We start from the raw sequence: 24,991 nt of genomic DNA, 5'->3' as shown, positions 1-24,991 counted from the left end.
GCTCACAAAACAACCTGAAAAATTTGTTCAGCAGTCAAACTTAACTCTGGAAAAGAAAGTGATTGAATTCGGTCACTTCCTCGAAACTGAGTAATTTGATACTCACCTTCAATTAGTGTGTAAACTGATATTGTTGGCTGTTTAGGACTGCCAATAAACCGCTTTCCACCTAAAGCTGCATAGTCAACAATCCAATATTCGGCAATTCCTATTTCTTCATATTCAGCAAATTTCAGGAAATAGTCATCACGCCAGTTAGTACTAACTACTTCCACTATTAGTGGAATTGATTCTGCTTGTGAAACAGTAGATGATTTCTGCCAAAGTGGTTCATTCACTAAATTAGGCAGATTCAATACTAAAACATCAGGGATGTAACCAGATTTTTTATCTACAGCTTTCACTAATGCTTGACTAGGAATTGTATAAGCCAAATTCTGAGAACGAATTTCAAAGTTAAGTTCTCTAATTAAAAATGCCCTAACTAACTCATGGTCGCCAGTTGGCTGCATTTCAACTATTACTCCTTTATGTAATTCATATCGACCATTATCTGGTTTCCATTCTAGGAATTCTTCAAAAGTTACTGGCTCTACTAAAGGTTGAAACATCATTTTGCCCCTTTCAATCTCCCACAATCATTCTACGCCGCGCTTTCTCGTCCTTGATCACCTGTGCTTCTGAACCATCGGGGTGCATGTATCTAAAACCCTTACACCCTTACACCCAATCTTTACAGACAATCTTGGTGCGTAAGTCCTGCGTAAGTGCCTATAGGAATATGGTTTGATTCCTGAATCTAGTTGTGTAAGCAGGGAGTAGGGAATGGGGAGTAGGAAGTAGGAAAGACGGCTGATCTGGGTGTACTGATTTTTTTCATAAATCAAATATGAGTCCTATATTAAGTTTTGAAAAATTAGCTATGTCTTTTAAAATCATAACTATATAGTTATGAAAGCTAACTTGGGTTAAATTTGAAAGTCAAAAACTTTTAGTTGATTTTAAGTTTTTCTTAAGAATTTGATTGCCAAGCTTTAGCAAGTGTTTGTATTTTAATCAGCAGAAACTTATCGGTCAAGAGTAAGAATTCAGAACCTAGAAGTTAGGGGAAAGAAGCATAATTGCTACCTTGAGTTATTACCTTTTCCCTGAGTCGTATAACTATTATAACTTCTGGATTCTTACGATAAATATTTCTGTGATTCTGCACTTGCTAGAAGTAGGCTAACAAAATTACAAGTGTAAAATTCTCTGTTCTTCTGATAAAAATTAGAAGGTAGGTAGAACATGCGGATTCTGATGATTCAACCTAATTACCATTCTGGTGGTGCGGAAATTGCCGGAAATTGGCCGCCAAGTTGGGTTCCTTATGTTGGTGGAGCTTTAAAAGCTTATGGCTTCAATAATATTCGTTTTATTGATGCGATGACCGACCATATTGCAGATGATCTTTTAAGGCAAATGGTTGCTGAATATCAGCCGGATATAGTATTGGCGACAGCAATCACGCCAATGATTTATCAATCGCAAACAACGCTCAAGATAGTTAAAGAAGTTTGCCCAGAAGCAACAACAATTATGGGCGGGGTTCATCCTACTTATATGTATAATGAAGTCCTCCATGAAGCGCCTTGGGTGGATTACATTATTAGGGGAGAAGGAGAGGAAATTACAGTTAATTTAGTGAAAGCGATCGCTAATGCTACAGTCGAGAGTGAACGACGCAATATTTTAGGTATTGCTTTCTTAGAAAATGGACAAGTTGTAGCGACACCAGCCCATCCACCAATTGCAGATTTAGATACCCTAACCCCTGATTGGAGTTTGTTGGACTGGAGCAAATATATTTATACTCCCCTGAATGTGCGAGTTGCAGTGCCTAATTATGCTAGAGGCTGTCCTTTTACTTGCCGTTTTTGTTCTCAATGGAAATTTTGGCGCAAGTACCGTTCTAGTAGTCCCAAGACATTTGTCGATCAAATTGAAATTTTAGTCAAAAAACATCAAGTAGGTTTTTTCATTTTGGCAGATGAAGAACCAACCATTAATAAACCAAAATTTATCGCTTTATGTAACGAATTAATTGAACGCAATTTAGGTGTTTACTGGGGAATAAATACCAGGGTGACAGATATATTGCGGGATGAAGAAGATTTACCACTTTATCGTCAAGCTGGGCTAGTGCATGTTTCCTTGGGTACGGAAGCAGCAGCACAGCTAAAGTTAAATTTGTTCCGCAAAGAAACGACAATTGAACAAAACAAGCGGGCGATTCAATTGCTGCGGCAAAATGGGATGGTAGCGGAAGCTCAATTTATTATGGGCTTGGAAAACGAAACCCCAGAAACCATTGAGCAAACTTATCAGATGGCTTTGGACTGGAAAGCTGATATGGTGAACTGGAATATGTTTACTCCTTGGCCATTTTCGGAGTTATTTGAGGAGTTAGGCGATCGCGTAGAAGTGCGAGATTATTCTCAATATAACTTTGTGACTCCCATTATGAAACCGGAGGCAATGGAACGGGAAGAAGTTCTCAAAGGCGTGTTACGTAACTACGCCCGATTTTACCTGCGTAAAACAATAGAATACTGGTTTGAGAAAGACCCATTTAAGCGTAAATATCTTTTAGGGTGTCTCAAAGCATTTGTGAAAACAACTTTCAACAAAAGTTTCTACAATCTCCAACGGGTTAAATACAAAGGTTTGCACACCGAAATTGAGCTAGGGTTTGATAAATCCAAAGTTCTCACCCGCGAACAAATTAATCAACGCAAGCAGGAACATCCAGAATTAATGGCAGATGTCAATTTTGCGGGGAATATTTCTGCTTGTGGCGCTCCCAATGATCTACCAGAATTTATTGAGTAATTACTAATTTGTCAGGGCGGGTTTACCCAGATCATCGTTAATCATCTCAACCCGCCCCTATAACCCGAATTTCTCACGTATGGGTAGCGGGTGTGGAGAGAGAGGGGAGTGTGGGGAGAGAGGGGAGTGTGGGGAGTGTGGAGAGAGAGGGGAGTGTGGGGAGAGATTTCTTCACCATCCTCCCACCCCTCCCACACTTCCCACCCCTCCCACACTTCCCACCCCTCCCACACCCCTGGATTTCTCTCTTGTGAGAAATCCAGGTATAAATGTTGCTTTTGTCTCATTTCCAACCATCACCGCGATCGCATTTGTTGATACAGTATCTTTGTCCTGATTGGATTTTGGCAGAAAAATCTCAAAATTATGGCAAAGCTTACTGTTTACGGAACTCCTCTGAGTACTTATGTTCGGACTGTCCGATTGTTACTTGAGGAAGCAGGTGTAGACTATACCGTTCAAGACATTGATATCTTCAAAGGTGAAAATCAGTCGCCAGAGTACCTCGCCAAAAATCCTTTTGGTAAAGTGCCAACATTGGAAGTAGATGGAGAAGTAATTTATGAAACTCCAGCAATTACTGATTACCTGAATACAGTCTTTGCCAATAATCAGTTCAGCCCATCCGAACCGATGCTTCAAGCTCGGATGCGCCAGATTATCACAATTATTGATAACTATTTTTATCCTGCTGCGATTAGTAAAATTGTCATTCAACGTCTGATTGTGCCAATTCGCGGTGGTAAGCCAGATAAGGAGCAAATACAAAATGCGATCGCACCTGCACAAAAAGCAATCCAAGCAATTGAATCGATAACTGTTGGTAGCCCATATCTACTCGGTAGCCAGCTAACTATTGCCGATTTTTACCTCATTCCTGTTTTTATTTACCTTTCTCAAACTCCAGAGTATGAGGCGATTACTGCTCAAACTCCCAAATTGCAAGTTTGGTGGGATGCAGTTAAACCACTTCCGAATGTGAATAAAGTCTGTGCTTGAAGAATTTAGGAGTCAGAATCAATCCAATACATGTCGGTTAACATCTAAATCTTGTTCAGATCCCCCCAACCCCCCTTAAAAAGGGGGTCGCCGTAGGTGGGGGGATCTAAATTTAGAATGAGTGAACCTTTATCCGAAAAGTATTGAGAATCAATCAGTGGGGAAAAAGACCGACAACTGATTGCACACTGCTCAATCTTCAATTCAGCGACATACCTTGTAAATCTCTTGCGCCTGAATCAGATGCTTTGAGATAATGTTTAAACCATAGACTTGCCAATCGTGCTACTTCTTCTAAAGTTCCGGGTTCACTAAACTGATGAGTTGCACCAGAAATAACCTCTAGTTGCTTGTTGAATGCGGGAATATTTGCCAGTGCATCTTCATTCATAGCGATGATAGGCAAGTCATTACCACCAATAATTAACAAAGTCGGGGCTTGCACACAAGCTAGGGCTTCACTGACTAAATCAGTTTGTCCACTACGAGAAACAACTGCTTTTACAGCCATTGGACGTGTAGCCGCAGCTAATAATGCAGCACTCGCACCTGTATCTGCACCAAAATAGCCAAGCTTGAGATGACTGGTGCAGGGATTTGCTAACAACCAGTCGGTGACAGCAACTAAGCGGTTGCCCAGGAAACCAATATCGCTGCGAAAATGTTTGGTACGCTGGTCTATAGCTTCTTCTTCTTTGGTAAGTAAGTCTATTAACAAAGTTCCTAGTTTCGCTTCCTGACGTAGTATATGGGCGAGATAATGGTTGCGGGTACTATAGCGACTACTAGCACTACCATGTGCAAACAATACCAGTCCTTCAGCATTAGCAGGTATCACCAATTCACCTTTGAGCCTGATGTTTGCCAGTTCCACAATGACTATTTGTTCTTCAACGTTGAGTAGTAGTGTAGGATTCATAACTTGACCCTGATGATTAATGGAAGTCGATTGAGCTTTTGATTGTGCGTTTTTAGGCGTAGCTTTTATCTGCATTGTTAATAACTGAGTGTTTGGCTAGTAAATGCTGTACTTCTACATCGGTTGTTTGCGAAAAGTCTTCATACCACAGACCGATCGCATACAATGACTCTGGCATCACTAAACAAACTATTTCATCGACTTCCGCTTGTAACTGTTGGCAGGTTGTTGGTGCGGCAATTGGTACAGCTACAATGAGTCGTTGGGGTTGCTGTTGTTTAACTACCGCGATCGCCGCCAGCATGGTTGAACCTGTAGCAATACCATCATCTACTAAAATGACAGTCCGATTTTTGATATCTGGGAGGGGACGCTCGCCTCGATAAGCGCGATCGCGTCGTTGTAATTCCCACAATTCTTGAGTTGCAACTTTGTCAATTGTGGTACTATCGATAGCCAAATTATTGATGACATCATAATTTAACACGCGCACACCACCAGCCGCGATCGCACCCATCGCTAGTTCTTCATGACCAGGTACACCCAGCTTTCTGACTAAACATATATCTAGTGGTGCATTCAGGCTGGTGGCGATTTCATAAGCTACGGGTACACCGCCACGAGGCAAACCCAACACTAACAAATCTGGATGGTTAGTATACGCTGTTAGTTTTTTTGCTAACATCTTGCCTGCATCACTGCGATCGCGAAATTTACTTGTCATAATCTCAAGCTCCCGTGGAGAGGGATATATAGCTGACACAGAAGAAAAACCTGTCATTGTCTTCACCCCACTTTGCCTAGAGGGTGAAAAGTGCAAATTGCTAGTTCAGCGAAAACGTACTTTAATACAGTTCGATTGATTAAATTAATAGAGATATCTGGAAATTAATCCTCGCCACAGCATCTAAAAATATCTCTTTCTCTCCCCACATATTCAACTTAACTAGCTATCTTGCTGTTTTTGTGATCAATGCTCATTGCAATAAAACTTAATGCTAGTGATGAACATTTTTCACATGATGATCGCATTTTTCTTATACTTTAATATTATCCCTGTCGGAGATTAACTGTTTCAGATTGACACAAATCAACTCAAAAATTTTATATGTTTCAACAATATCAATCGAGTTTAGTAATGCAACTATAGAAAAAAACTGACTTCTGCATTGCGGCATATTTTCCGACTATTCCATTCAATATATGAACTTGATTATTGATGTACCTCTAGCAATTAGTTTCGGAGCCGTCCCAGGTGCGCTCAGTCGCTATTACCTAACCATATTATTTGGGCGCTGGTTTGGGCTAAACTTTCCCTATGGAACCTTGTTTATTAATGTGTCAGGTGCATTTTTGATGGGTTTTTTTGCTACCCTTGTATCCAAGTTTGCAATTGATTCTACCGTATCATTGTTAATCGCCGTCGGATTTTTAGGCTCTTACACAACATTTTCAACTTACGCGCTGGACACCTCTAACCTCTTACGCACTAAAAATTATCAAGCGGCATTACTTTACTGGTCTGGTACACCAATTTTAGGATTTATCAGTATAGAATTGGGTATTTCATTAGCCAAAATGCTATGAATTAATTTGTCAAGCTATGCTTCTTTTGTACCCTGGATAATTTCAGCTATTTTATTTCCTAATAAAAGACCCAGCAGCGATAACACAGGACTAATTAGCCAGTAAATTAAACTCATTTCTAAACTCTGTTTTTCGATTAACTTGACTACATCTAATTCATAAGTAGAAAAAGTGGTATAAGCTCCTAAAAAACCAGTGGTGACTACTAGTCGAATTTCAGGACTAATTACAATTAATCTCCCCAATACCAACATCGTAAACAAACCCATCACAAAACAGCCACTGACATTAATGATCAGTGTGCTGTAAGGAAATACTTGTCCAAAAAGCTGAGTGAACCACAAACCGAGATAATAACGTGAAAGTGCGCCAGCTATTGCACCCAGACTAATACCTAAAGAGTTACGAAGCGCCAAATTTTGCAGCATATATCGTTAGAGGTTGTTAGTAAAATATATGACTTAGTGTGAGTGCGATCGCTCTCTGACCATATAAAACCACAGCGTATTAAAGCGTAGCCTATTTTCAATCAAGCAAATGTAAAAATAATTAACCGGCTTACTGCGTCAAACTTATAATCATCACAGCAAATATAATTTTGAACATATTTAATTCCTTTTAAGCAAAATTAAACCTTTTCACTAACAATCACTATAGCAGTGTAAAAATTGATAGTCACTTTTTATAGCGTTTCTCAGTATAAAGTGTTAAGTTTTTAGTAACCTCATGGGTCTGCTCTTCATCACACCCATTGGAACAGCGATGGCGATAGTATGGATAGCTGACAAGCTTACCAAGAAACTATTACACCATCTCCAATCCCAAATCGTATCACCCAGAGTTTAGCAGTCTTGAGGTCAACATACACAAACAGCCACCACTCAAACTTACATCTTGCATAAGTTGGAATTAGCGGAGTTATTAAAAGTGTTATATGATACTTGATTGTAAGTAAATTTCAATAGTCTCTAAACATCTCAAAAGTGGATCAATTTACTCTAGCGACAAAATGTCTTAAATTTGACTTAATCTTGGGTATTCTCTAACTATGGATACACTTGCTTATCTGCATTTAGCTGAAAGCTACGAAAACTCTATAAATTCAGAATCGGCAAATCTGGCTGGTTCTGACTTATGTTATCCGGAACTCGACTGGGTACCAGAAAAGCGGGGAGCGTTCATGCTGTTTCTCTCTTGTGCTTTCGGGCTGAGTTCTTTGGGTTGGAGTAACCCAGCGCAAGCATTAAAAAAAGGCGAAAAAAATTCACAAGTAGCATCACTACAACAAAAACTGCAAGCGGCGGGATATTTTAAACAAGCTGTAACTGGATATTTTGGCCCTGTAACCGAAACTGCTGTTATCAAATTTCAAAAAGCTCATGGATTAAAAGCTGATGGAGTTGTTGGTTCTCAGACATTAGCTGTACTCGAAGCTGATTTGGGAATAGCTACTCCAGCAGTTGTTAAACCAAAACCTGCGGTTACTAAAACTACTCAAAAAAAATCATCACCCCCCAATTCTCAAGTAAGCTCTCAGGTAAGTTTACAAAGAGGTGATCTGAGTTATGAAGTGATGGCAATTCAGAGGAAACTACAAGCAGCAGGATATTTTGACCAACCAATCACGGGAGATTTTAACGCGGCGACAGAAACTGCTGTTATGCAATTTCAGAAAGCACATGGACTTGTGAGTAATGGAATTGTTGATCATCGGACATTAACAGTATTAGAATCTGGTGCAAATATCAAAACCACTACACCGCCCCAGCCTACCAAACCTGCTGTAATCAATTCGCCAAAGTTGCAGACTAACACGCCTAAAATTTCTATGTTACGCAGAGGTGATATTAATGCAGATGTAAAATCTATCCAACAACAACTGCAAGCATCTGGGTATCTCAAACAATCAATTACCGGCTCTTTTGATGCAGCCACAGAAACTGCTGTCCTGAAATTTCAAACAGAAAATGGACTGATTGCTGATGGAATTGTTGGGCCAAAAACATTAGCAGCCCTGAAATCACAATCTATTAAATCACCTGCACGCCAAAACTCTGTAGTTCCAGACAAATCAAAAGAACTCAAAACTCCCATTCAAGAAAAAACTCCAACCGCACCAAAAACTAACTCCATAAAATTTGCCACCGAACCCACTCAACCCATCAATCAGCCGCCACAACAAGAACAACCAAACAACGAAAAAGTATTAGCGGCTGCTGTGTCAGAATATGATTTTGCTCAACCTGAACAATTAGCAACTCAAGATAATATTCAAAAAAATTCATCCAGTCATTCTCAGAAAATGACGCTCAAAAAAACGATTGCTGGGAAGATTTCGCCAAAATCTGTCGTACATTCTGGCAATGGGTTATTTTTTGCTCAAAACATGATGTACAACCACACAATCACTGTTTACAACCGTGAGCATAAATTAGTTAAGGTGATTCCCGACAAAGTTGATTTATCAAAATTTGGTTACTCCAAATTCAAAGGTAATTATCGCGGCGCACCTGTTGAAGCTAGTTTTTCCCAAGATGGTAGGTACGCCTGGATTTCTAACTACCAAATGTATGGCCCTGGATTTAACAATCCAGGTAGTGATAAATGTAGTCCTGAGCAGAAAACAGACAAGAGTTTTTTATATCGGATTAACACTGATTCTTTAGAAATTGATCATGTTGTTCAAGTTGGTTCAGTACCAAAATTTGTAGCGACAGCTAATAATGAAGGTTTAGTACTAGTTAGTAACTGGTGTTCTTGGGATTTAAGTGTTGTCGATACTGTCAAAAATAAGGAAATTAAAAGAATTCCCCTTGGCCCTTATCCTCGTGGTATAGCAATTGATCCAGCGACAAATCAAGCTTATGTTGCTGTTATGGGTTCTTATGACATTGCGAAAGTTGACCTCAATAACTTTTCAGTCAAATGGCTAAAAAATATTGGTAATGCACCACGACATTTAAATATAGATCCCACTGGTAAATATCTCTATGCTTCTTTGAATGGAGAAGGAAAAATAGCCAAAATTCAATTACCACAAGGCAAGTTAATCAAGAAAATCTCTACAGGTAACGCACCACGTAGCATGGTTTTATCAGAGGATGGGCAAAGACTTTATGTTGTTAACTATAGTGACAATACAGTTAGTAAAATTCGGACGAATGATCTAAAAGTCATACAAAAAGTAAATGTTGGTGCTAACCCAATTGGTATTACCTATGACCCACAAACTAGAGAAGTTTGGGTCGCCTGTTACTCTGGTAATATCATGGTATTTCAAGATTAAGTGATTATTGGGGCTAAATTTCAACTGTCTCTTTCTGTGGAACGTTAGTAGCTACAGTAGATAGAAGAGACAGTTTTTTCTACTTATTTTTGACAACTTATCCAATCAAGCGTTCTGTTGATAGCACTAACACTATAAAATCCATATATTTCTTTTATAGCTTGTTTGTAAACATAAATATTTACTAGTCAACAAGTATTTTAAGAAAAAAAACACACATATCTTTGTAATACTTAACAAATAAAAATATTATCTCGAAAATCTTTAAAAGAATTATATAGTTTTAAAATCAGGATTTCCACGGTTATTTCTGACATTAAAGTTGCTTAAGATAATGTTAATGAGATTTTAGTGTTGAAATATAGCCATTCCACTTTATAAATAAAAAATGAGTTTAGTTGGCTCACAAATAAAGAAAAGTTTGTATTAGTAGCAAATCTATCTAATACAAAATTTTCTATTGCTATTTTCTGACTCTGTTCAATGTTGCTTAGGGAAGGCTATATATCAATATTCAGAAGGTTGCAAAATTTATTCCGCCAGCTTCTACATTCTTGCCAAGAACTAGAACTATATGGCTAATGTGGATTTGGACAAGCTGACTTTTGCATTATAAGAAACAGGTATGACCCCCCCGGAACTAATGGTATCAAATAACATCATTCATGAATTTAGAACTTGCACTCAGCTACAATACAACGGTCAGCTAAACATCAAAAGTGCTAAAGGACACCACTGGTCTTTTTATTATCGGCTAGGTCGGATAGTTTGGGCCGCAGGTGGGACTCATCCGTTTCGGCGTTGGCGCAGATACATGGCACAATATTGTCCGCAAATTGATGTGGAGAAAATTCAGTTTCGCCAACAAGATTTTGCCGTTTATTACTGGGATTATCGCCTGTTAGAAATTTTGTACAAAAGGCAAAAAATTCACAGAGAACAAATTCAAGCAATTGTCGAAAGTACAATTACTGAGTTGTTATTCGACTTGGCCCAGCATACAGATTTTGAGGCTTTCAGTTGCGATCGCACCCAGGATACCATTTTAGAAACACCAATGAGTTTCACGAGTGCAGATTTATCTGTCAAACAGATGCAAGACTCTTGGAAAAGTTGGTCAGAAGCTGGTTTAGCAAACTTTTCGCCTGATTTAGCACCAATTCTGCGGAGACCAGAACAACTCCAACAACAGGTAAGTCCATCTGTTTACAATAACTTTGTCACTTTGATGAATGGTAAACAGACGCTACGAGATTTAGCTGCAAAAATGAAGCAGAATGTTTTACCTATAACTCGTTCATTACTTCCCTATATTCTCAAAGGCATTGTTGAATTAATCGAAGTACCAGACTTACCTTTGTTAGCTACGGAAGGTGAAAATAACTCTATTGCTTTGCAACCAAAAAACTCTCAGATGCCATTGGTTGCCTGTGTCGATGATAGTCCCCAAGTATGTAAGATTTTAGAGGATATTGTGACTGCAAATGGGTTTAGATTCATTAAAATTCAAGACCCAATCCAAGCACTACCGACTTTAATTCAACATAAACCAGATTTGATTTTTTTAGATTTAATTATGCCAGTCGCTAGTGGTTACGAAATTTGTACTCAGTTGCGACGTGTATCTGCTTTTGCTAATACACCCGTGATCATCTTAACGGGCAATGATGGTTTATTAGATCGAGTCCGTGCTAAAGTTGTTGGCTCTACAGATTTTCTGACTAAACCTGTCGCTGCGGATAAAGTTATGAGTGTAATTCGCAAATATTTGCAAGTTCAGAAACCAGCAAGCGTAACACCGCCTAAATCACAGAGTAACTCTAACTTAGAAGTGTCTTTGGGACATTAGTAATCAAGCCTAGATACTGACTCTGCTTAAACTTGCTAATAACTAGTTAAACTGGATATTCATCAAGATATTTATCCAGATTATTCTAGTGCGTTTAGCTATGACAATTTTTCTGTAATTTGACAAACCTTAACATTTTTCTTCCAGATTTTTGCAGCAAAATTAGAAATGTAAGTGTTTTTTCTCTAACATTTACAAAAATAATCAACCAAAATTAAATCATTGAAGCAGAATTCAGAAGTCAGAATTCAGGAGCGATGCCCTGAGATTGCTGAAGGGTCTTAGAGATTTAGAGATGTAGTAGATTTGGTGAGTTTTTAAAACGTTTATTTATTAACTAGTAGTACAGAATTCAAAAGAAATTCTGGCTCCTAACTCCTGAATTATGTTTCGATTAAAAGCTCGTATTCATCTATAGATGAGTATTGAGATTTTTTGTCTCTATTTGTAAGTTAATTGAGTAGGAAACTTTTATGAATACTGCGTTAATTGTTGAAGATGGTTTGACAGATATGGAAATACTCAGCCGTTACTTACAACAGGCTGGCTATTCTGTAATTAGTGCCAAAAGTAGTGAAGAAGCTCAAGTCAAGATAGATGGCAAGACACCAGATGTGATTTTTCTAGATGTAATTTTGCCAGGTAAAAGCGGATTTGAAATTTGTCGAGAACTAAAAGCGAATCCGGCAACTAGTAAAATACCTGTGGTTTTTTGTTCCACGAAAAATAGTGATGTGGATAAAATGTGGGGCAATATGTTAGGCGCAGAAGCTTATTTATCCAAGCCAATTGATAAAGAAGAATTGGTAAAAACACTGAAGCAAGTCCTACAATAAAATTGCTTAAATGTGTCATTTAATCTATTAGATAATACAACCAACTAATAGATTAATAGTTCAAAAAATAACTTGTTTAAGGATGAGTTGACATTGGAAAACCAGCAAAAATTTTTAGGATTTACCCTGGGTAGTAACGATAAAGCAGTCATATCATTGCAACACATTACCGAAGTTTTACAAGTATCTTTGGCAGATATATGTGGTGTTCCTCAAATGCCTAGTTGTGTTTTAGGTATATATAACTGGCGGGGTGAAATGCTTTGGCTAGTTGATTTAGAGGAGATGCTAGGTTATCCATCACTTTTACAAGGAGTGAATTTTCTCTCTAAAATGATGGCAGTTATTTTAGAAATTGATGGCAAAAATCTAGGATTTTTAGTCAAAAATCTGATGGATATTGAGTGGTTAGATACTGAACAAATGAAGTTACCTGCGGCTGATTTTTTGTCTCCTAAAGTTTCAGCTTTTATCCAAGGTTACTTTATCAATACCCTTGAAGAAATGGTATTTAACCTCGATGCAGCCGCAATTATTAAATCTCCTATGTGGATGAGCCAGCATTAAACTCAATCTTTTACTATTCGTTGCTTTGCTAGTCAAATTTGAAATTTACTGATCATTTAATCATCAAAACGAGGTATTTGGAAATGACAATTGCGTATCACAATAGTAAAGATAATGAAGAAGTTATTCCTGAAGTTGAAGTAAGGGAAAATCAAGCTGTTAATAATCTGACTGCCAATAATTATCAAATTTCTCAAGAGTTTAAACTTTGGCGACAGCAATTACAAGCTATCAGTAATGTGATGCGTCAAGCTAAAGATATAGATACATTACTAAAACTTAGTGCTGCTCAAGTTAGAGAAAAAATTAATTGCGATCGCGCCTTAATTTATCAATTTACATCTATAGATTCTGGTACTGTTTTGGCTGAATCTAGAACCCTCGGTTGGACACCAACATTAGGTGAAAGCCTACCAGGGATGTTATTTGGTTTGTATAACAATCAAGATTATTTAGAACCTGTAGTAATTGAAGATGTCGAGCAAATTCAATCATCTACACCTTATCAAAAACAATTACTGGAAAAATTTCAAATTAAAGCGAGTTTAAGTTTACCTATTTTAGTAGATGGTAAAGTCTGGGGATTACTAGCAGTTAATACTTGCACCAATGCTAGACAATGGCAAGAAACAGAAATTATGTTCCTGTCGCAAGTGACAACAGAATTAGCTTATAAATTCCAGAGTTTTGAATTTCAAAGAGAATTAGAACTACGAACCCAAGCGAAAAAATCTGTCGCCAAGGTAATTGAGAAGATTATTCGAGTCTCTGATATTGACAAGATTTTTCAAGCAACAACTCAAGAAATCAGACAATTGTTACGTTGCGATCGCGTCGCTGTGTATCAGTTCTATGATAATTGGAGTGGTGAATTTGTCGCTGAATCAGTTGGTCATGGTTGGGTGAAACTTGTCGGCCCAGGTATTAATACAGTTTGGGAAGATACCCATCTACAAGAAACCCAAGGTGGACGTTACCGCCATCACGAAAGCTTTGTGGTCAATGACATTTATAAAGCAGGTCATTTTCAGTGCCATCTCGAAATTTTAGAGCAATTTGAAGTCCAAGCTTATGTGATTGTCCCTGTATTTGCTGGGGAAAAATTATGGGGTTTGTTAGCAGCTTATCAAAATTCTGGCATTCGTGATTGGCACGAGTGGGAAGTCAGCTTTTTAGAACAAATTGGTTTACAGTTTGGTGTAGCCATTGCCCATGCCGAGTATCTCGCACAAATGCAAGTGCAATCTCAACAATTAGTGCAGATTGCAGAACAAGAAAAAATCTTAACTAAAATCGTCAACCGCATCCGCCAGTCTCCAGATGTGGAAAGTGTTTTTAGAACAACTACCCAAGAAGTGCGACTTTCCTTAAAATGCGATCGCGTGGCTGTTTATCAGTTTAGTCCTGACTGGGGTGGTGAGTTTATTGCTGAATCAGTCGGTAGCAATTGGGTAAAATTGGTAGGGCCAAATATCAAAACCGTCTTAGATGATACTTATCTGCAAGAAACTCAAGGCGGACGATATGCTAGAGGAGAACATTTTGTAGTTAATGATATTTACAAAATTGGTTTGGCTCCTTGCCACATTGAAATTTTAGAACAATTTGAAGCCAAAGCTTATATTATTGTTCCTATCTTTTTTGGGGAACAATTATGGGGTTTATTAGCAGCTTACCAAAACTCTAGCAGTCGGGAATGGCAACCTTGGGAAGTTAACTTCTTAAATCAGATAGCCTTGCAATTTACTATTGCAAAATCGCAAATAGACTATCTCGAAGAAGTGCGAGTTAAATCAGAAAAATTAACTCAGATTGCAGAACAAGAAAAAGCCTTTACTAAGATAGTAAACCGCATTAGACAATGTGTAGATTTAGATGAAATCTTCAAAGTTACGACTCAAGAAGTCCGGCAATTATTACGATGCGATCGCATGGCTGTGTATCGCTTCTCTCCTGATTGGAGTGGTGAGTTTATTGCTGAGTCAGTTGGTCATAATTGGGTCAAACTTGTCGGCATAGATATCAAAACTGTTTGGGAAGATACCCACCTCCAAGAAACCCAAGGCGGCAGATATGCCAAAGGCGAAAGCTTTGCTGTTCATGACATTTATCAAGTCGGACATTCCCCTTGTCACATTGAAATTTTAGAGCAATTTGAAGCCAAGGCTTATGTAATTGTGCCGATATTTTTTGGAGAAAAACTGTGGGGTTTGTTGGCAGCTTATCAAAATTCCAGCACCCGTAATTGGGAAGAATCGCAAGTTAGCTTGTTAGCCAGAATTGGTGATCAATTAGGATTAGCACTGCAACAAACTGAATCTGTGCAACAACTACAAGCACAGTCAGCACAACTAGCAGAAGCCGCCGCCAGGGAAAAAGCCGCCAAAGAATTACTCCAACAACGTTCCATTCAACTTTTGATGGCGCTGCGTCCGGCTTTAAATGGTGATTTAACAGTCCGCGCCCCCATCACAGAAGACGAACTCGGCACCATCGCCGATGCTTACAATAACACTCTGCAAGCATTACGACAAATCGTCATCCAAGTACAAGCCGCAGCCCAGCAAGTAGCACAGACTTCAGCTACTAGTAACGCTTCCCTGGCGGGACTGAATAATTTAGCCCAACAACAGTCAGAAGATATTGCCTCGGCTTTGGGTGATATTCAACAAATGCTAGACTCTACCCAAGCTGTGGTGGCTAATGCCGAATTAGTGCAGGTAGCAGTCCAAAAAGCTAACCAAACAGTAGAGTCTGGCGATATTGCCATGAACTTGACTGTCAAAGCCATTGAAGCAATTCGAGAAACCGTTGCCCAAACCAGTAAGAAAATTAAACGCCTCAGCGAGTCTTCGCAAAAAATCTCGAAAGTAGTCAATTTGATTAGTAATTTTGCCACTCAAACCAACGTTCTCGCGCTGAATGCCGCCATTGAAGCAACCCGCGCCGGTGAGTATGGTAAAGGCTTCGCAGTTGTAGCTGATGAAGTGCGTTCGTTATCTCGTCAATCAGCAGCAGCCACAATTGAAATTGAAAAATTAGTACAAGAAATTCAAGCCGAAACTGGCGAAGTTGCAGTCGCAATGGAAACAGGTATTCAGCAAGTTGTTGAAGGTACAAATTTAGTCAGTGAAACCCGGCAAAACTTAAATGCAATTGTTTTAGCCACTGCTGAAATTAGTCAATTAATTCAACAAATTACCGCCGCTACTCAAACTCAAATGGGTCAATCTGACACTGTGACTAATTCAATGCAAGATGTTGCAGAAATCGCTAACAAAACCTTTGCCGAGTCTCAAGAAATTGCGGCTATTTTCCAAGATTTACTGGGAATGGCACAAGAACTATTAACCACTGCTAGTCAGTTCAAAGTTAACTAATTGAAGGGGAGTGGTGAGTGGGGAGTGGTGAGTAGGGGAAATGATATGGCAAGTGGTGAAATTCGTTCTTATCAAGATTTAAAAGTTTGGCAAGAGGGTATGAATTTAGCTGAAGCTTGTTATGAATTCACAAAAGGATTGCCAAAAGAGGAAATCTATGGAATGATTTCACAGATTCGTCGCTCCTCCGCATCAATTCCGGCTAATATTGCAGAGGGATATGGACGTGAATATCGTACTGAATATATTCACTTTCTCCGTACTGCACAAGGTTCTTTGAAAGAACTTGAAACTCACCTTTTACTATCAGCCAGAGATAAAGTCGGGCTAACAAATTCACAAACAGTTACTCCGATTCTAAAACAATGTGAATCTGTAGGTAAATTGCTTCGCGCACTCATTCGTTCTCTGCAAAATAAAGGTCATAGGGAGTAGGGAGAAAGACAATTTTTTAACTCCCCAAAGCATTTAAGGGCGGGTTGATGAAGAATTTTGTCTAACCACAGATTCATTCACCCAACCTGCCCCAACTCCCAATTTCTCTACAAGACTCATATTTGACTTATGAAGAAAATCAGTACAGTCATATCAGGATTCTTTCCTACTCCCCACTCCCCATTCACTACTCCCTGCCTACACAACTAGATTCAAAAATAAAACCGGATTCCCATATTATGATTACAGATGCTGAGATTCGTGAACAAGGTTATGTTTATTTCCTAGCAGAAGCACCAGAGTTATTACAAACAATTGAACAAGAACTTTTAAGTTTAACGGAAGAAGAAGATAAGCGAAAAAATAAAGTTCATGCTTTAATGCGGGCTACTCATACCCTCAAGGGTGGTGCGGCGACTGTGGGACTAGAGGCGATTCAAACTATTGCCCATTCTCTAGAAGATGTATTTAAAGCTTTATATAATCCAGATATAGTTATTGATAATGATTTACATACACTTTTACTGAAAGCTTATGAATGTTTGCGCCTTGCTTTAACTACAACATTAACCAGCAGTGCGGCTAATGTGCAAGAAGTGATTGAACGAGCCACTAATATTTTTGCCCAATTGCAAGCTAGACTTGGCGATGATTTCGGCACAGATAATTATCTTCCTACTTCACAAGAATTAGGTTTTGATGTTGTCAAGTCAATCTTTGAAGTTGGAGTTCAACAACGTATTGAAAATATTACTGAAACTATTAATCATCCTCCAGAAGAAGCGGAATTTAGAGATTTTGTCAACTCTCAAGCCGAAATATTTCTGGGCTTGGCTGAATCTTTAGATTTACTGGGATTAGAAGAACTCGCCCAAAAAATTATGGCGGCGCTGCAAGCATATCCTTCGCAAGTGATGGAAATTGCTGAACTGATGCGACACGATTTACAAACAATTCAAACAGCAGTATTCGCAGGCGATCGCACTTGCACTAATCTGCTTTCTCCAGCTTGGCAAAACCTGACACCAGTCATTGAGCCAGAACAGTTATCTCCAGGATCTCCAGATAATTCAACGACTGAAAATTTACAACAAGCTGCGGCAGAATTTTACCAATTTTTAACAACATCAGGCAATTATAAACATGAACAAATTCAGCCAACAACGGCTAAGTTTTACCTCAAGTTAGTGCAGTGTATTTTGAGTTGGTTTGAGCAGCAGCAACAAATCCCGCCAGCCGAATTAAATTTATCCCTATTAATTCCTAAATTAGATATAGAGCCGCAAATAAATTATATTGAAACTTGGTTAAAAGAATTTTTAGCTTTCGTGCAGAACTCAGAAGATAGTTATAGTCTTTGCCTGTATCGGCATGGCATGATTTTAATTGTGCTGCTGGCAATTGCTCAGTTTGAGTATGGTAATGATAAAGGTGATGATTATGTTTTATTAACTCGATACTTACAAAAACAAATTATCACATTAGCTAAAGAATATAAAAATTATCCTCCTGTAAACAGTCAAGAAAAAAACTGGTTAGAGCATCTCCAGTTCCAAAATATTGCAGTTGCGAATGAAACAGTAAACTCTTTAGAGGCTGAGACTGAGTATCTCTTAGAATCAATTTGGGGAGAAGAAACTGCAACTGAGCCAGCCGTAATTCTAGATGATGCTGTTCCAGAGCCAGCCAGTGTAGATGCTATTACCGAAGTAGTGAGTAATATTCGTGAGCAGTTAGAAGATAAAAACTCACAAGTTGTCAAAAGTCAGAAATTTGTCCGTGTTGATGTTGAAAAATTGAGGAACCTTAATTATTTAGCTGGAGAACTGCTAATTTATCACAAGAAACGCCATCTTTATGATGAACAGATTCAAGAATTGATTGATAAGTTATTAGAGCAGATTAATAGACATCAAATCATCTTACACCAGTTAAGAGATATACCACTAAATTTACCTACTGTTACACCTCAGTTATCGCAGAATTTTGCCGCAGTGAAATTTGACTCGCTGGAAATGGATGTATACACAGAATTTAATTTAGCACTCCACGCAGCCATCGAAGAAACTCTGCAATTACAAGAAACTACAGAATCGCTAGATTTAACTATTAAACAAGCAACGCAAGCAACTGAGAAAAAACAAAATTTAGTTTTCACGATTATTGATAACTTGGTAGAAGCAAGAATGTTACCTTTGGGTGATATTTTGCATCGTTTCCCCCCAATGGTGAAAAAATTAGGCAGTATTTATCAGAAAAATGTCGAGTTGCAACTGATAGGCACAGATGTACTAGTAGATAAAGCGATCGCGGAAAAATTGTATGAGCCATTATTACATTTAGTACGTAATGCTTTTGATCACGGCATTGAATCTCCACAAATACGTCAAGAACGTGGTAAACCAGAACAAGGTTTAATTACAATTCGGGCATATCATCAAAGTAGCCAAACGATTATTGAAGTTCAAGATGATGGAGAAGGGCTGAATCTAGCAAAAATTCATCAAAAAGCCATCGAGATGAAACTAGATATTTCTGGTAACAATGAATCAGAGTTATTAGATTTGATGTTTGCACCGGGATTATCGACAGCAGCAGAAGTCAGTAATATTTCAGGACGTGGTATCGGTTTGGATATTGTACGTTCTCAAATCGAAGCTCTTCATGGTTCAATTGCGGTGCAAACTTTACCCCAAAAAGGGACAAAATTCACACTCAAAATACCTTTTTCTATGACTACTGATAAATTGATGCTGGTGCAAGCGGGAGGCATAATTTATGCGCTATTGTTAGACAGCGTGGAAAAAATTATCATTCCGACTCCGCAACAAATTAAGGAATTTGAAGGGAAAAAAGTTTTATATTGGCATACAGAGCAGAATGAAACTTTAATTGGTTTACATCAACTTTCAGAGCTAATGTCTTATACTTGCTCTGTCGCCAAGAGTAATAGTCTCAATCATCCAGTAACTACTCTTGACACAAAATTGATGAATAATCCTATATTAATTCTCAAGTGTCATCAAGGTATTTTTGCTTTAGAAGTTGACCAAATAATTGGCGAACAAGAATTAGTAATTAGACCATTAGGAAATGCGATCGCACCACCAAAATACGTTTATGGTTGTAGTACTTCTGGCAATGGTAATCTCATTTTAGTGATTGATGGCGCTCTTTTATTAGATTCTACTCATATACCAGCAACACCAGAACTTATACCCCTCCCGATAATTCCTGCTAATGAATCTGCTGTAGCAACAAGCGAAGATTTATCTATCTCGATTCCAGCACAACCATTATCACCGCAGATGGAAGCTAATTTTTCTGCACCCAAGGTAGTGTTGATTGTCGATGATGCTATTAGTTTACGCCAAACTCTTTCTTTAACTTTGCAAAGAGATGGCTATCAAGTGATTCAAGCCCAAAATGGTGTAGAAGCTCTCGAACAGTTACAAAAGTATCCCGATATTAAAGTGATTATTTCTGATTTAGAAATGCCACGAATGAATGGATTTGAGTTATTAACTAACGTGCAGCAAATTCCCAAAATTGCTAAAATTCCTGTAGTTATTTTATCTTCTCGCAGTGCAGATAAACATCGTCAACTGGCAAAAGAACTGGGTGCAAGAGCTTACTTAACTAAGCCTTATCTAGAGCAGGAATTTTTATCTACTATTTCATCTTTAATTCAACAAAAAAGTGGAACGAATAATTTAGTTATGGAGTTAACTGTGTAAATCCTCCGCCAACCCCTGCACTGTTCCCTGTAAAATCTAATTGCCCATTTTTAACCAACTAAAAACTTGATTAACAGTTAGTACCAACTCAATTTCAGGTAACATGGGCAAAATATCATCTCCCTGAAATAACTCTGGTTGCTGTTCTGGTAAAAATACTAAAATACTTAAATCATCGGGGTCGATGAACCACCCCAAACGACTACCAAACTTTAAACAATACAGAATATTACCAATTACTTGGTTTGGTTTTTGTTCTGGGGATAGAATCTCAATTGTCCAGTCGGGCGCTAGTTCAAAGTTATCTGGAACTTCGCCATCAACGGTTAACAGTATTCTGCTCCATATAAATACTGCCACATCTGGTACGATTGAGCGATCGCCAAAGCTACACCGTAATTCAGGAAATGCGTAAGCAATTTTTTGCTGTTCACTAATGTCATTTACTGCACCGCATAATTTACCTTGTAAACGGCTATGTCTCCCTTTTGGCATTGATTTTGGTATGATTTCGCCATTAATGTATTCTAAGCTGGGCTTAGTTTCTGGTAGCTTGAGAAATTCTGCTAAGGTGAGAGCTTGAGTTGAAGCAATATTCATAGTTCTGTAAATTTATGTTGATGACTCTAAATTTAGTTTAGCGGCTGGGCGTTGGTTCACCATATTTAATCAGAAAGGCGATCGCTACACTCACTGCTAAAATTAATGCCATACTCAATGCTGAACCAAAACCCCAATTTTGGGTTACACCAAGGAACTGATTATAAACTAGCCGCGCCGCAGTCATACTGGAAGCCCCACCTAAGAGTTCAGGATCAACAAAATCTCCTAATCCGGTAATAAAAACTAAAATTGAACCAGCCGTAATTCCTGGGGAAACTTGCGGTACTGTGACTTTCCAAAAAGTCTGTGTTGGGTTCGCACCTAAATCAGCAGCAGCTTCTAGTAAACGCTTGTCTAATTTTTCTAAAGAAGCATATAAAATTAATACCATATAAGGTAACAAGCTGTAACTCATACCGATAAATACAGCCGGAGGACGGTTAAGTAATTCTAAAGTTGGTAAACCTAAATTACTCAAAATACTATTAAATAAACCAGTAGGACGCAAAATTGTAATCCAAGCATAAGAACGCAGTAAAGAAGAAGTCCACAAAGGTAAGATAAAAGCTAATAATAGTAAATTTCGCCATTGTTTTGGGGCGATTTGTGCTATCCAATAAGCCACAGGAAAGCCGCAGATTAAACAAATTATAGTTGTGCCTAATGCTAACCACAGCGATCGCAAAATAACTTGCACATACAACGGATCAAATATCCGCAGATAATTATCTAATCCGCTAGGATTGACTAAATCTCCTGGGCGAATATTGGGAACTAAACTTAGTTGAAAAATGATAATTGCTGGCAGTACTAGTAATAATAATAACCAAATAGCTGCCGGAGCTAGTAAGATTAACGGTTGTAAAAAGTTAAATGTAGGGCGATGTAATTTTTGAATGTCGATAATATCGCCTGATTCATTGATTTGCGGAGAATTTTTGATAAACACAAGCTGATACCATTTTGGATTAAATAATCTTCCTATTTAGGCACTAGTTAATTGCGTCCAGAAACGCTCATAAACTTCCTCAAAATCTCCCAGAGGAGTAATCCGTTCGCACTTTTCTAAAATTGCGGTTTCGGGGAATAAATTTTTATTAGTTTTGATTTTTTGGGGTAATTGTTCAAACCCTGCACTATTTGGGGTAGCAATATTTAAATGTTGGCTAACACTGGCTGCAACTTCTGGTTGTAAAATAAAGTTAATCCAAGCATAAGCTCCATCAGTATTAGGTGAGCTTTTCGGCACGACAATTGTATCAGTCCATAAAGAAGAACCACTGCGCGGAATGACATATTTAAATTTAGGGTTTTCTTGAATGACGCGAATTGCATCGGCTGAATAACACATTGCTAAGACTAAATCTCCCGCCAGCATTTGATTTTGCCAAGCATCAGTATCGAAAGCAGCGATCGCTGGTTTTAATTGCTTTAATTTGTTATATGCTTGTTGTAGTTCTTCCTCCTCTTTTGAGTTATAAGAATAACCCAACATTCTTAATACTGCACCCATTACCTCACGCACATCATTGAGTAAGGTCATTCGCTTATTGAGTGTCTCTTGATTTTGCCAAAGATATTCCCAGTCGGCTGGGGCTTTTGGCAAAACTTCAGAATTATAAATTAAACCCGTCGTTCCCCAGTTAAATGGTAAACTGTAGCGGTTATTGGGGTCGTAGCTAGGGTTTTTAAATTGGGGAAATAAATTCTCTAAACCATTGAGGCGAGAGTGATTTAATTCGATTAACAAATTTTTCTCGACCATCTTCTGTACCATATAGTCAGATGGATAAATTACACTGTAAGCACCACCACCTCCGGCTAAGACTTTAGCTAACATCACTTCATTAGAATCATAAGTATCTACAAGTACTTGTAACCCAGTTTGAGTGCTGAAAGTTTGGATTAACTTTTTATCAGCATATTGTGTCCAAGTATAAAGGTACAATTTATCACTTTTACTTGATTGTGTTGCCGCCCGCACATTAGCTAATCTCCAACCACAACCAGTTAAAGATAAGCTGGAAAGTGCTGCTAATTTTTGTAAGAATTTTCTTCTATTTGTCATTTGTTATTTGTTATTTGTCATTTGTTATTTGTCATTGGTCATTTGGGTTGGAAGTATTGCCTATTGATTTTAAGTATGAGTTTAACTTTGGCGCTAGTTCATTAATAATATTTTTGATACTCTGAGTTTGTTCAAGAGTTAAAAGATTACGTTTATAAGCACGTCTTAGCCAATGTTGCGTTTCATTCAATGAACCTCTTGCTATCCTAACAAAACGTTTATTTTCTTGATAACTACCTCTACCCATTCCCTCCGCTATATTTGCACCAATACTATCTGCTGAACGTACAATTTGTTTACCCACAGTATCTTGAGCTAAAGGTTTCCAATTATGAACAATTTGCCAAATTTCATCGGCTAATTTTTCTGATAATTGATAAACTCGTAAATCTTGAAAGCGTTTAGTTGACATTAGCTCAATATATATATTTGGCTTTGCTAGATTTAGTCAATTATATTTACTAAATTGTCATTCAACAAATAACCAATGACAAATGACAATTGACCAATGACCAATAACTATTGACTAATAGCCAAACAATCACTTTCAGCCCATAAAACATAAATTGGTGTATCTCTGTCTGGCAAATTACCAAAGGTATTAGGTTGGAGAACATTGATATTTATGCCATTGGTTAATTCAACAACATAAGTAACATGGGTTCCTAAATACATAACATTAACTAGTCTGCCTTCAAAGCAGTTAGTTGGTAAATTGGGTGGATAGATTGATAGTTGAATTTTTTCGGGACGTACACTCACCACTACAGATTGAGATAATTCGATGGGTGTATCTTCATAGCGGGTGACGATAATTTTTAGACCCGTTTTGGTGAGAACTTGGATACATTCAGCTTCGACAGCAGCAATTTCCCCACTAAATAAATTAGTATCACCAATAAAATCAGCCACAAAAGCGGTTTGGGGATGTTCGTAAATTTCGCTGGGTGTACCAATTTGCTCAATTTTGCCTTGATTCATCACCGCAATGCGATCGCTCAAAGACAAAGCTTCTTCTTGGTCGTGAGTCACTAAAATAAAGGTTAAGCCTAACTTTTGATGTAAATTAGACAACTCAACCTGCATCTCTTTCCGCAGCTTTAAATCCAACGCGGCTAAAGGTTCATCTAACAGCACCACAGCCGGTTGATTTACTAATGCCCTAGCTAATGCTACCCTTTGCTGTTGACCACCAGAAAGTTGATTGGGAAAGCGCGATCGCAAACTTTCCATTTTGACGAGTTTTAAAGCTTCTGTCACTCGACTTTCAATTTCTGATTTACGAAGTTTTTTTAATTGCAGTCCAAAGGCGATGTTATCCCAAACATTCAGGTGATTGAACAGCGCGTAACTTTGAAATACAGTATTGACTGGACGGCGATAAGGCGGCACATTCGTCATCGGTTGACCTTGAATCAACACCTTACCCGCATCCGCAGTTTCAAATCCAGCAATTAAACGTAATGTTGTTGTCTTGCCACAACCAGAGGGGCCTAAAATACTAAAAAACTCCCCTTGGCGGACATCCAAATCGATTCCATGTACGGCTGGTTCTTGCTTGAAGAACTTAAACACGTTACGCAGTTCCACATCCAAAGGCTGAAACGACGTAATACCCCTCTGATTCTGCACAACAGATTGAGCCATAATCCTCAGTAGAATGCTGTGATTTAACCTGATTGTTTCCGTGAATGTAGCCTATTAAGCAGACTTAAAAAACACTTTGGTTTATTGTATCCGCCAAAAACCCCAGATCGGGAATATACTTTGGTGATTGTTACAAGCTTAATAGCAAGATTGGATTTTGGGCATTCTAGAGCAAGTGTTGGGCGTGGGAAAATTATTCACCCTCAA

General features: G+C 38.3%; 19 protein-coding genes. 10 read left to right on the top strand and 9 right to left on the bottom strand.

Annotation, left to right across the window (positions count from 1 at the left end; genetic code table 11):
* Window positions 1-2: 2 nt before the first annotated feature.
* Window positions 3-611, bottom strand: a complete 609-nt coding sequence (locus H6G77_RS12600; RefSeq protein ID WP_190592506.1) for a Uma2 family endonuclease — start codon at window positions 609-611, stop codon at window positions 3-5.
* Between the two features lie 676 nt (window positions 612-1,287).
* Between H6G77_RS12600 and bchE the strand changes: the two genes are divergently transcribed.
* Together bchE and H6G77_RS12590 are read left to right on the top strand one after the other, a co-directional pair.
* Window positions 1,288-2,871, top strand: coding sequence for a magnesium-protoporphyrin IX monomethyl ester anaerobic oxidative cyclase (gene bchE, locus H6G77_RS12595; protein ID WP_190871730.1), 1,584 nt, complete (start codon window positions 1,288-1,290; stop codon window positions 2,869-2,871).
* Window positions 2,872-3,237: 366 nt separating this feature from the next.
* On the top strand, window positions 3,238-3,870 hold the full coding sequence (locus tag H6G77_RS12590) for a glutathione S-transferase family protein (RefSeq protein ID WP_190670710.1): 633 nt from the start codon (window positions 3,238-3,240) through the stop codon (window positions 3,868-3,870).
* Window positions 3,871-4,069: 199 nt separating this feature from the next.
* On the opposite strand, the gene H6G77_RS12585 is transcribed toward H6G77_RS12590, so the two are convergent.
* Both H6G77_RS12585 and H6G77_RS12580 read right to left on the bottom strand, forming a co-directional pair.
* On the bottom strand, window positions 4,070-4,789 hold the full coding sequence (locus H6G77_RS12585; protein WP_190871729.1) for a dienelactone hydrolase family protein: 720 nt from the start codon (window positions 4,787-4,789) through the stop codon (window positions 4,070-4,072).
* A gap of 52 nt (window positions 4,790-4,841) precedes the next feature.
* Complete coding sequence (locus tag H6G77_RS12580; RefSeq protein WP_190592482.1) at window positions 4,842-5,513, bottom strand: phosphoribosyltransferase; 672 nt, start codon at window positions 5,511-5,513, stop codon at window positions 4,842-4,844.
* A 479-nt stretch (window positions 5,514-5,992) separates the two neighbouring features.
* Here H6G77_RS12580 and crcB (H6G77_RS12575) point away from each other — a divergent pair, with 479 nt between their 5' ends.
* Window positions 5,993-6,376 (top strand): fluoride efflux transporter CrcB, encoded by a 384-nt coding sequence (gene crcB / locus H6G77_RS12575; RefSeq protein ID WP_190670731.1) that lies wholly within the window; start codon window positions 5,993-5,995, stop codon window positions 6,374-6,376.
* 14 nt (window positions 6,377-6,390) lie between these two features.
* On the opposite strand, the gene crcB (H6G77_RS12570) is transcribed toward crcB (H6G77_RS12575), so the two are convergent.
* The gene (gene crcB / locus H6G77_RS12570; RefSeq protein ID WP_190670733.1) at window positions 6,391-6,804 is read right to left on the bottom strand and encodes a fluoride efflux transporter CrcB; all 414 of its coding nucleotides are present in this window, start codon (window positions 6,802-6,804) and stop codon (window positions 6,391-6,393) included.
* Between the two features lie 620 nt (window positions 6,805-7,424).
* Between crcB (H6G77_RS12570) and H6G77_RS12565 the strand changes: the two genes are divergently transcribed.
* From H6G77_RS12565 to H6G77_RS12535, 7 genes are all read left to right on the top strand, one after another.
* Window positions 7,425-9,662, top strand: a complete 2,238-nt coding sequence (locus H6G77_RS12565; RefSeq protein ID WP_190871728.1) for a peptidoglycan-binding protein — start codon at window positions 7,425-7,427, stop codon at window positions 9,660-9,662.
* A gap of 625 nt (window positions 9,663-10,287) precedes the next feature.
* Entirely contained in the window at window positions 10,288-11,511 is a 1,224-nt protein-coding gene (locus H6G77_RS12560; protein ID WP_190592486.1) for a response regulator, read from the top strand.
* Between the two features lie 473 nt (window positions 11,512-11,984).
* On the top strand, window positions 11,985-12,347 hold the full coding sequence (locus H6G77_RS12555; RefSeq protein WP_190592487.1) for a response regulator transcription factor: 363 nt from the start codon (window positions 11,985-11,987) through the stop codon (window positions 12,345-12,347).
* A gap of 93 nt (window positions 12,348-12,440) precedes the next feature.
* Window positions 12,441-12,914 (top strand): chemotaxis protein CheW, encoded by a 474-nt coding sequence (locus H6G77_RS12550; protein WP_190592488.1) that lies wholly within the window; start codon window positions 12,441-12,443, stop codon window positions 12,912-12,914.
* Between the two features lie 83 nt (window positions 12,915-12,997).
* Window positions 12,998-16,294 carry a GAF domain-containing protein gene (locus H6G77_RS12545; protein WP_190871727.1) on the top strand — a complete coding sequence of 1,099 codons (3,297 nt, stop codon included), beginning with the start codon at window positions 12,998-13,000 and terminating at the stop codon, window positions 16,292-16,294.
* Between the two features lie 45 nt (window positions 16,295-16,339).
* Window positions 16,340-16,729, top strand: a complete 390-nt coding sequence (locus H6G77_RS12540) for a four helix bundle protein (protein WP_190592490.1) — start codon at window positions 16,340-16,342, stop codon at window positions 16,727-16,729.
* Window positions 16,730-16,968: 239 nt separating this feature from the next.
* The gene (locus H6G77_RS12535) at window positions 16,969-20,466 is read left to right on the top strand and encodes a hybrid sensor histidine kinase/response regulator (protein WP_190871726.1); all 3,498 of its coding nucleotides are present in this window, start codon (window positions 16,969-16,971) and stop codon (window positions 20,464-20,466) included.
* Between the two features lie 36 nt (window positions 20,467-20,502).
* Here H6G77_RS12535 and H6G77_RS12530 read toward each other — a convergent pair whose 3' ends face one another.
* From H6G77_RS12530 to H6G77_RS12510, 5 genes are all read right to left on the bottom strand, one after another.
* Window positions 20,503-21,066: a Uma2 family endonuclease gene (locus H6G77_RS12530; protein ID WP_190871725.1), complete on the bottom strand. Its 564-nt coding sequence runs from the start codon at window positions 21,064-21,066 to the stop codon at window positions 20,503-20,505.
* Between the two features lie 37 nt (window positions 21,067-21,103).
* Entirely contained in the window at window positions 21,104-21,967 is an 864-nt protein-coding gene (locus H6G77_RS12525) for an ABC transporter permease subunit (RefSeq protein WP_190871816.1), read from the bottom strand.
* 87 nt (window positions 21,968-22,054) lie between these two features.
* Window positions 22,055-23,137, bottom strand: coding sequence for a spermidine/putrescine ABC transporter substrate-binding protein (locus tag H6G77_RS12520; protein WP_190871724.1), 1,083 nt, complete (start codon window positions 23,135-23,137; stop codon window positions 22,055-22,057).
* A gap of 31 nt (window positions 23,138-23,168) precedes the next feature.
* Window positions 23,169-23,549 carry a four helix bundle protein gene (locus tag H6G77_RS12515; RefSeq protein WP_190871723.1) on the bottom strand — a complete coding sequence of 127 codons (381 nt, stop codon included), beginning with the start codon at window positions 23,547-23,549 and terminating at the stop codon, window positions 23,169-23,171.
* A 107-nt stretch (window positions 23,550-23,656) separates the two neighbouring features.
* Window positions 23,657-24,784 (bottom strand): ABC transporter ATP-binding protein, encoded by a 1,128-nt coding sequence (locus tag H6G77_RS12510; RefSeq protein ID WP_190670756.1) that lies wholly within the window; start codon window positions 24,782-24,784, stop codon window positions 23,657-23,659.
* Window positions 24,785-24,991 lie beyond the last annotated feature (207 nt).

The organism is Aulosira sp. FACHB-615 (genome assembly GCF_014698045.1).
Classification (GTDB): Bacteria; Cyanobacteriota; Cyanobacteriia; order Cyanobacteriales; family Nostocaceae; genus Nostoc_B.
This window is presented reverse-complemented; position numbering and strand designations above follow the sequence as displayed.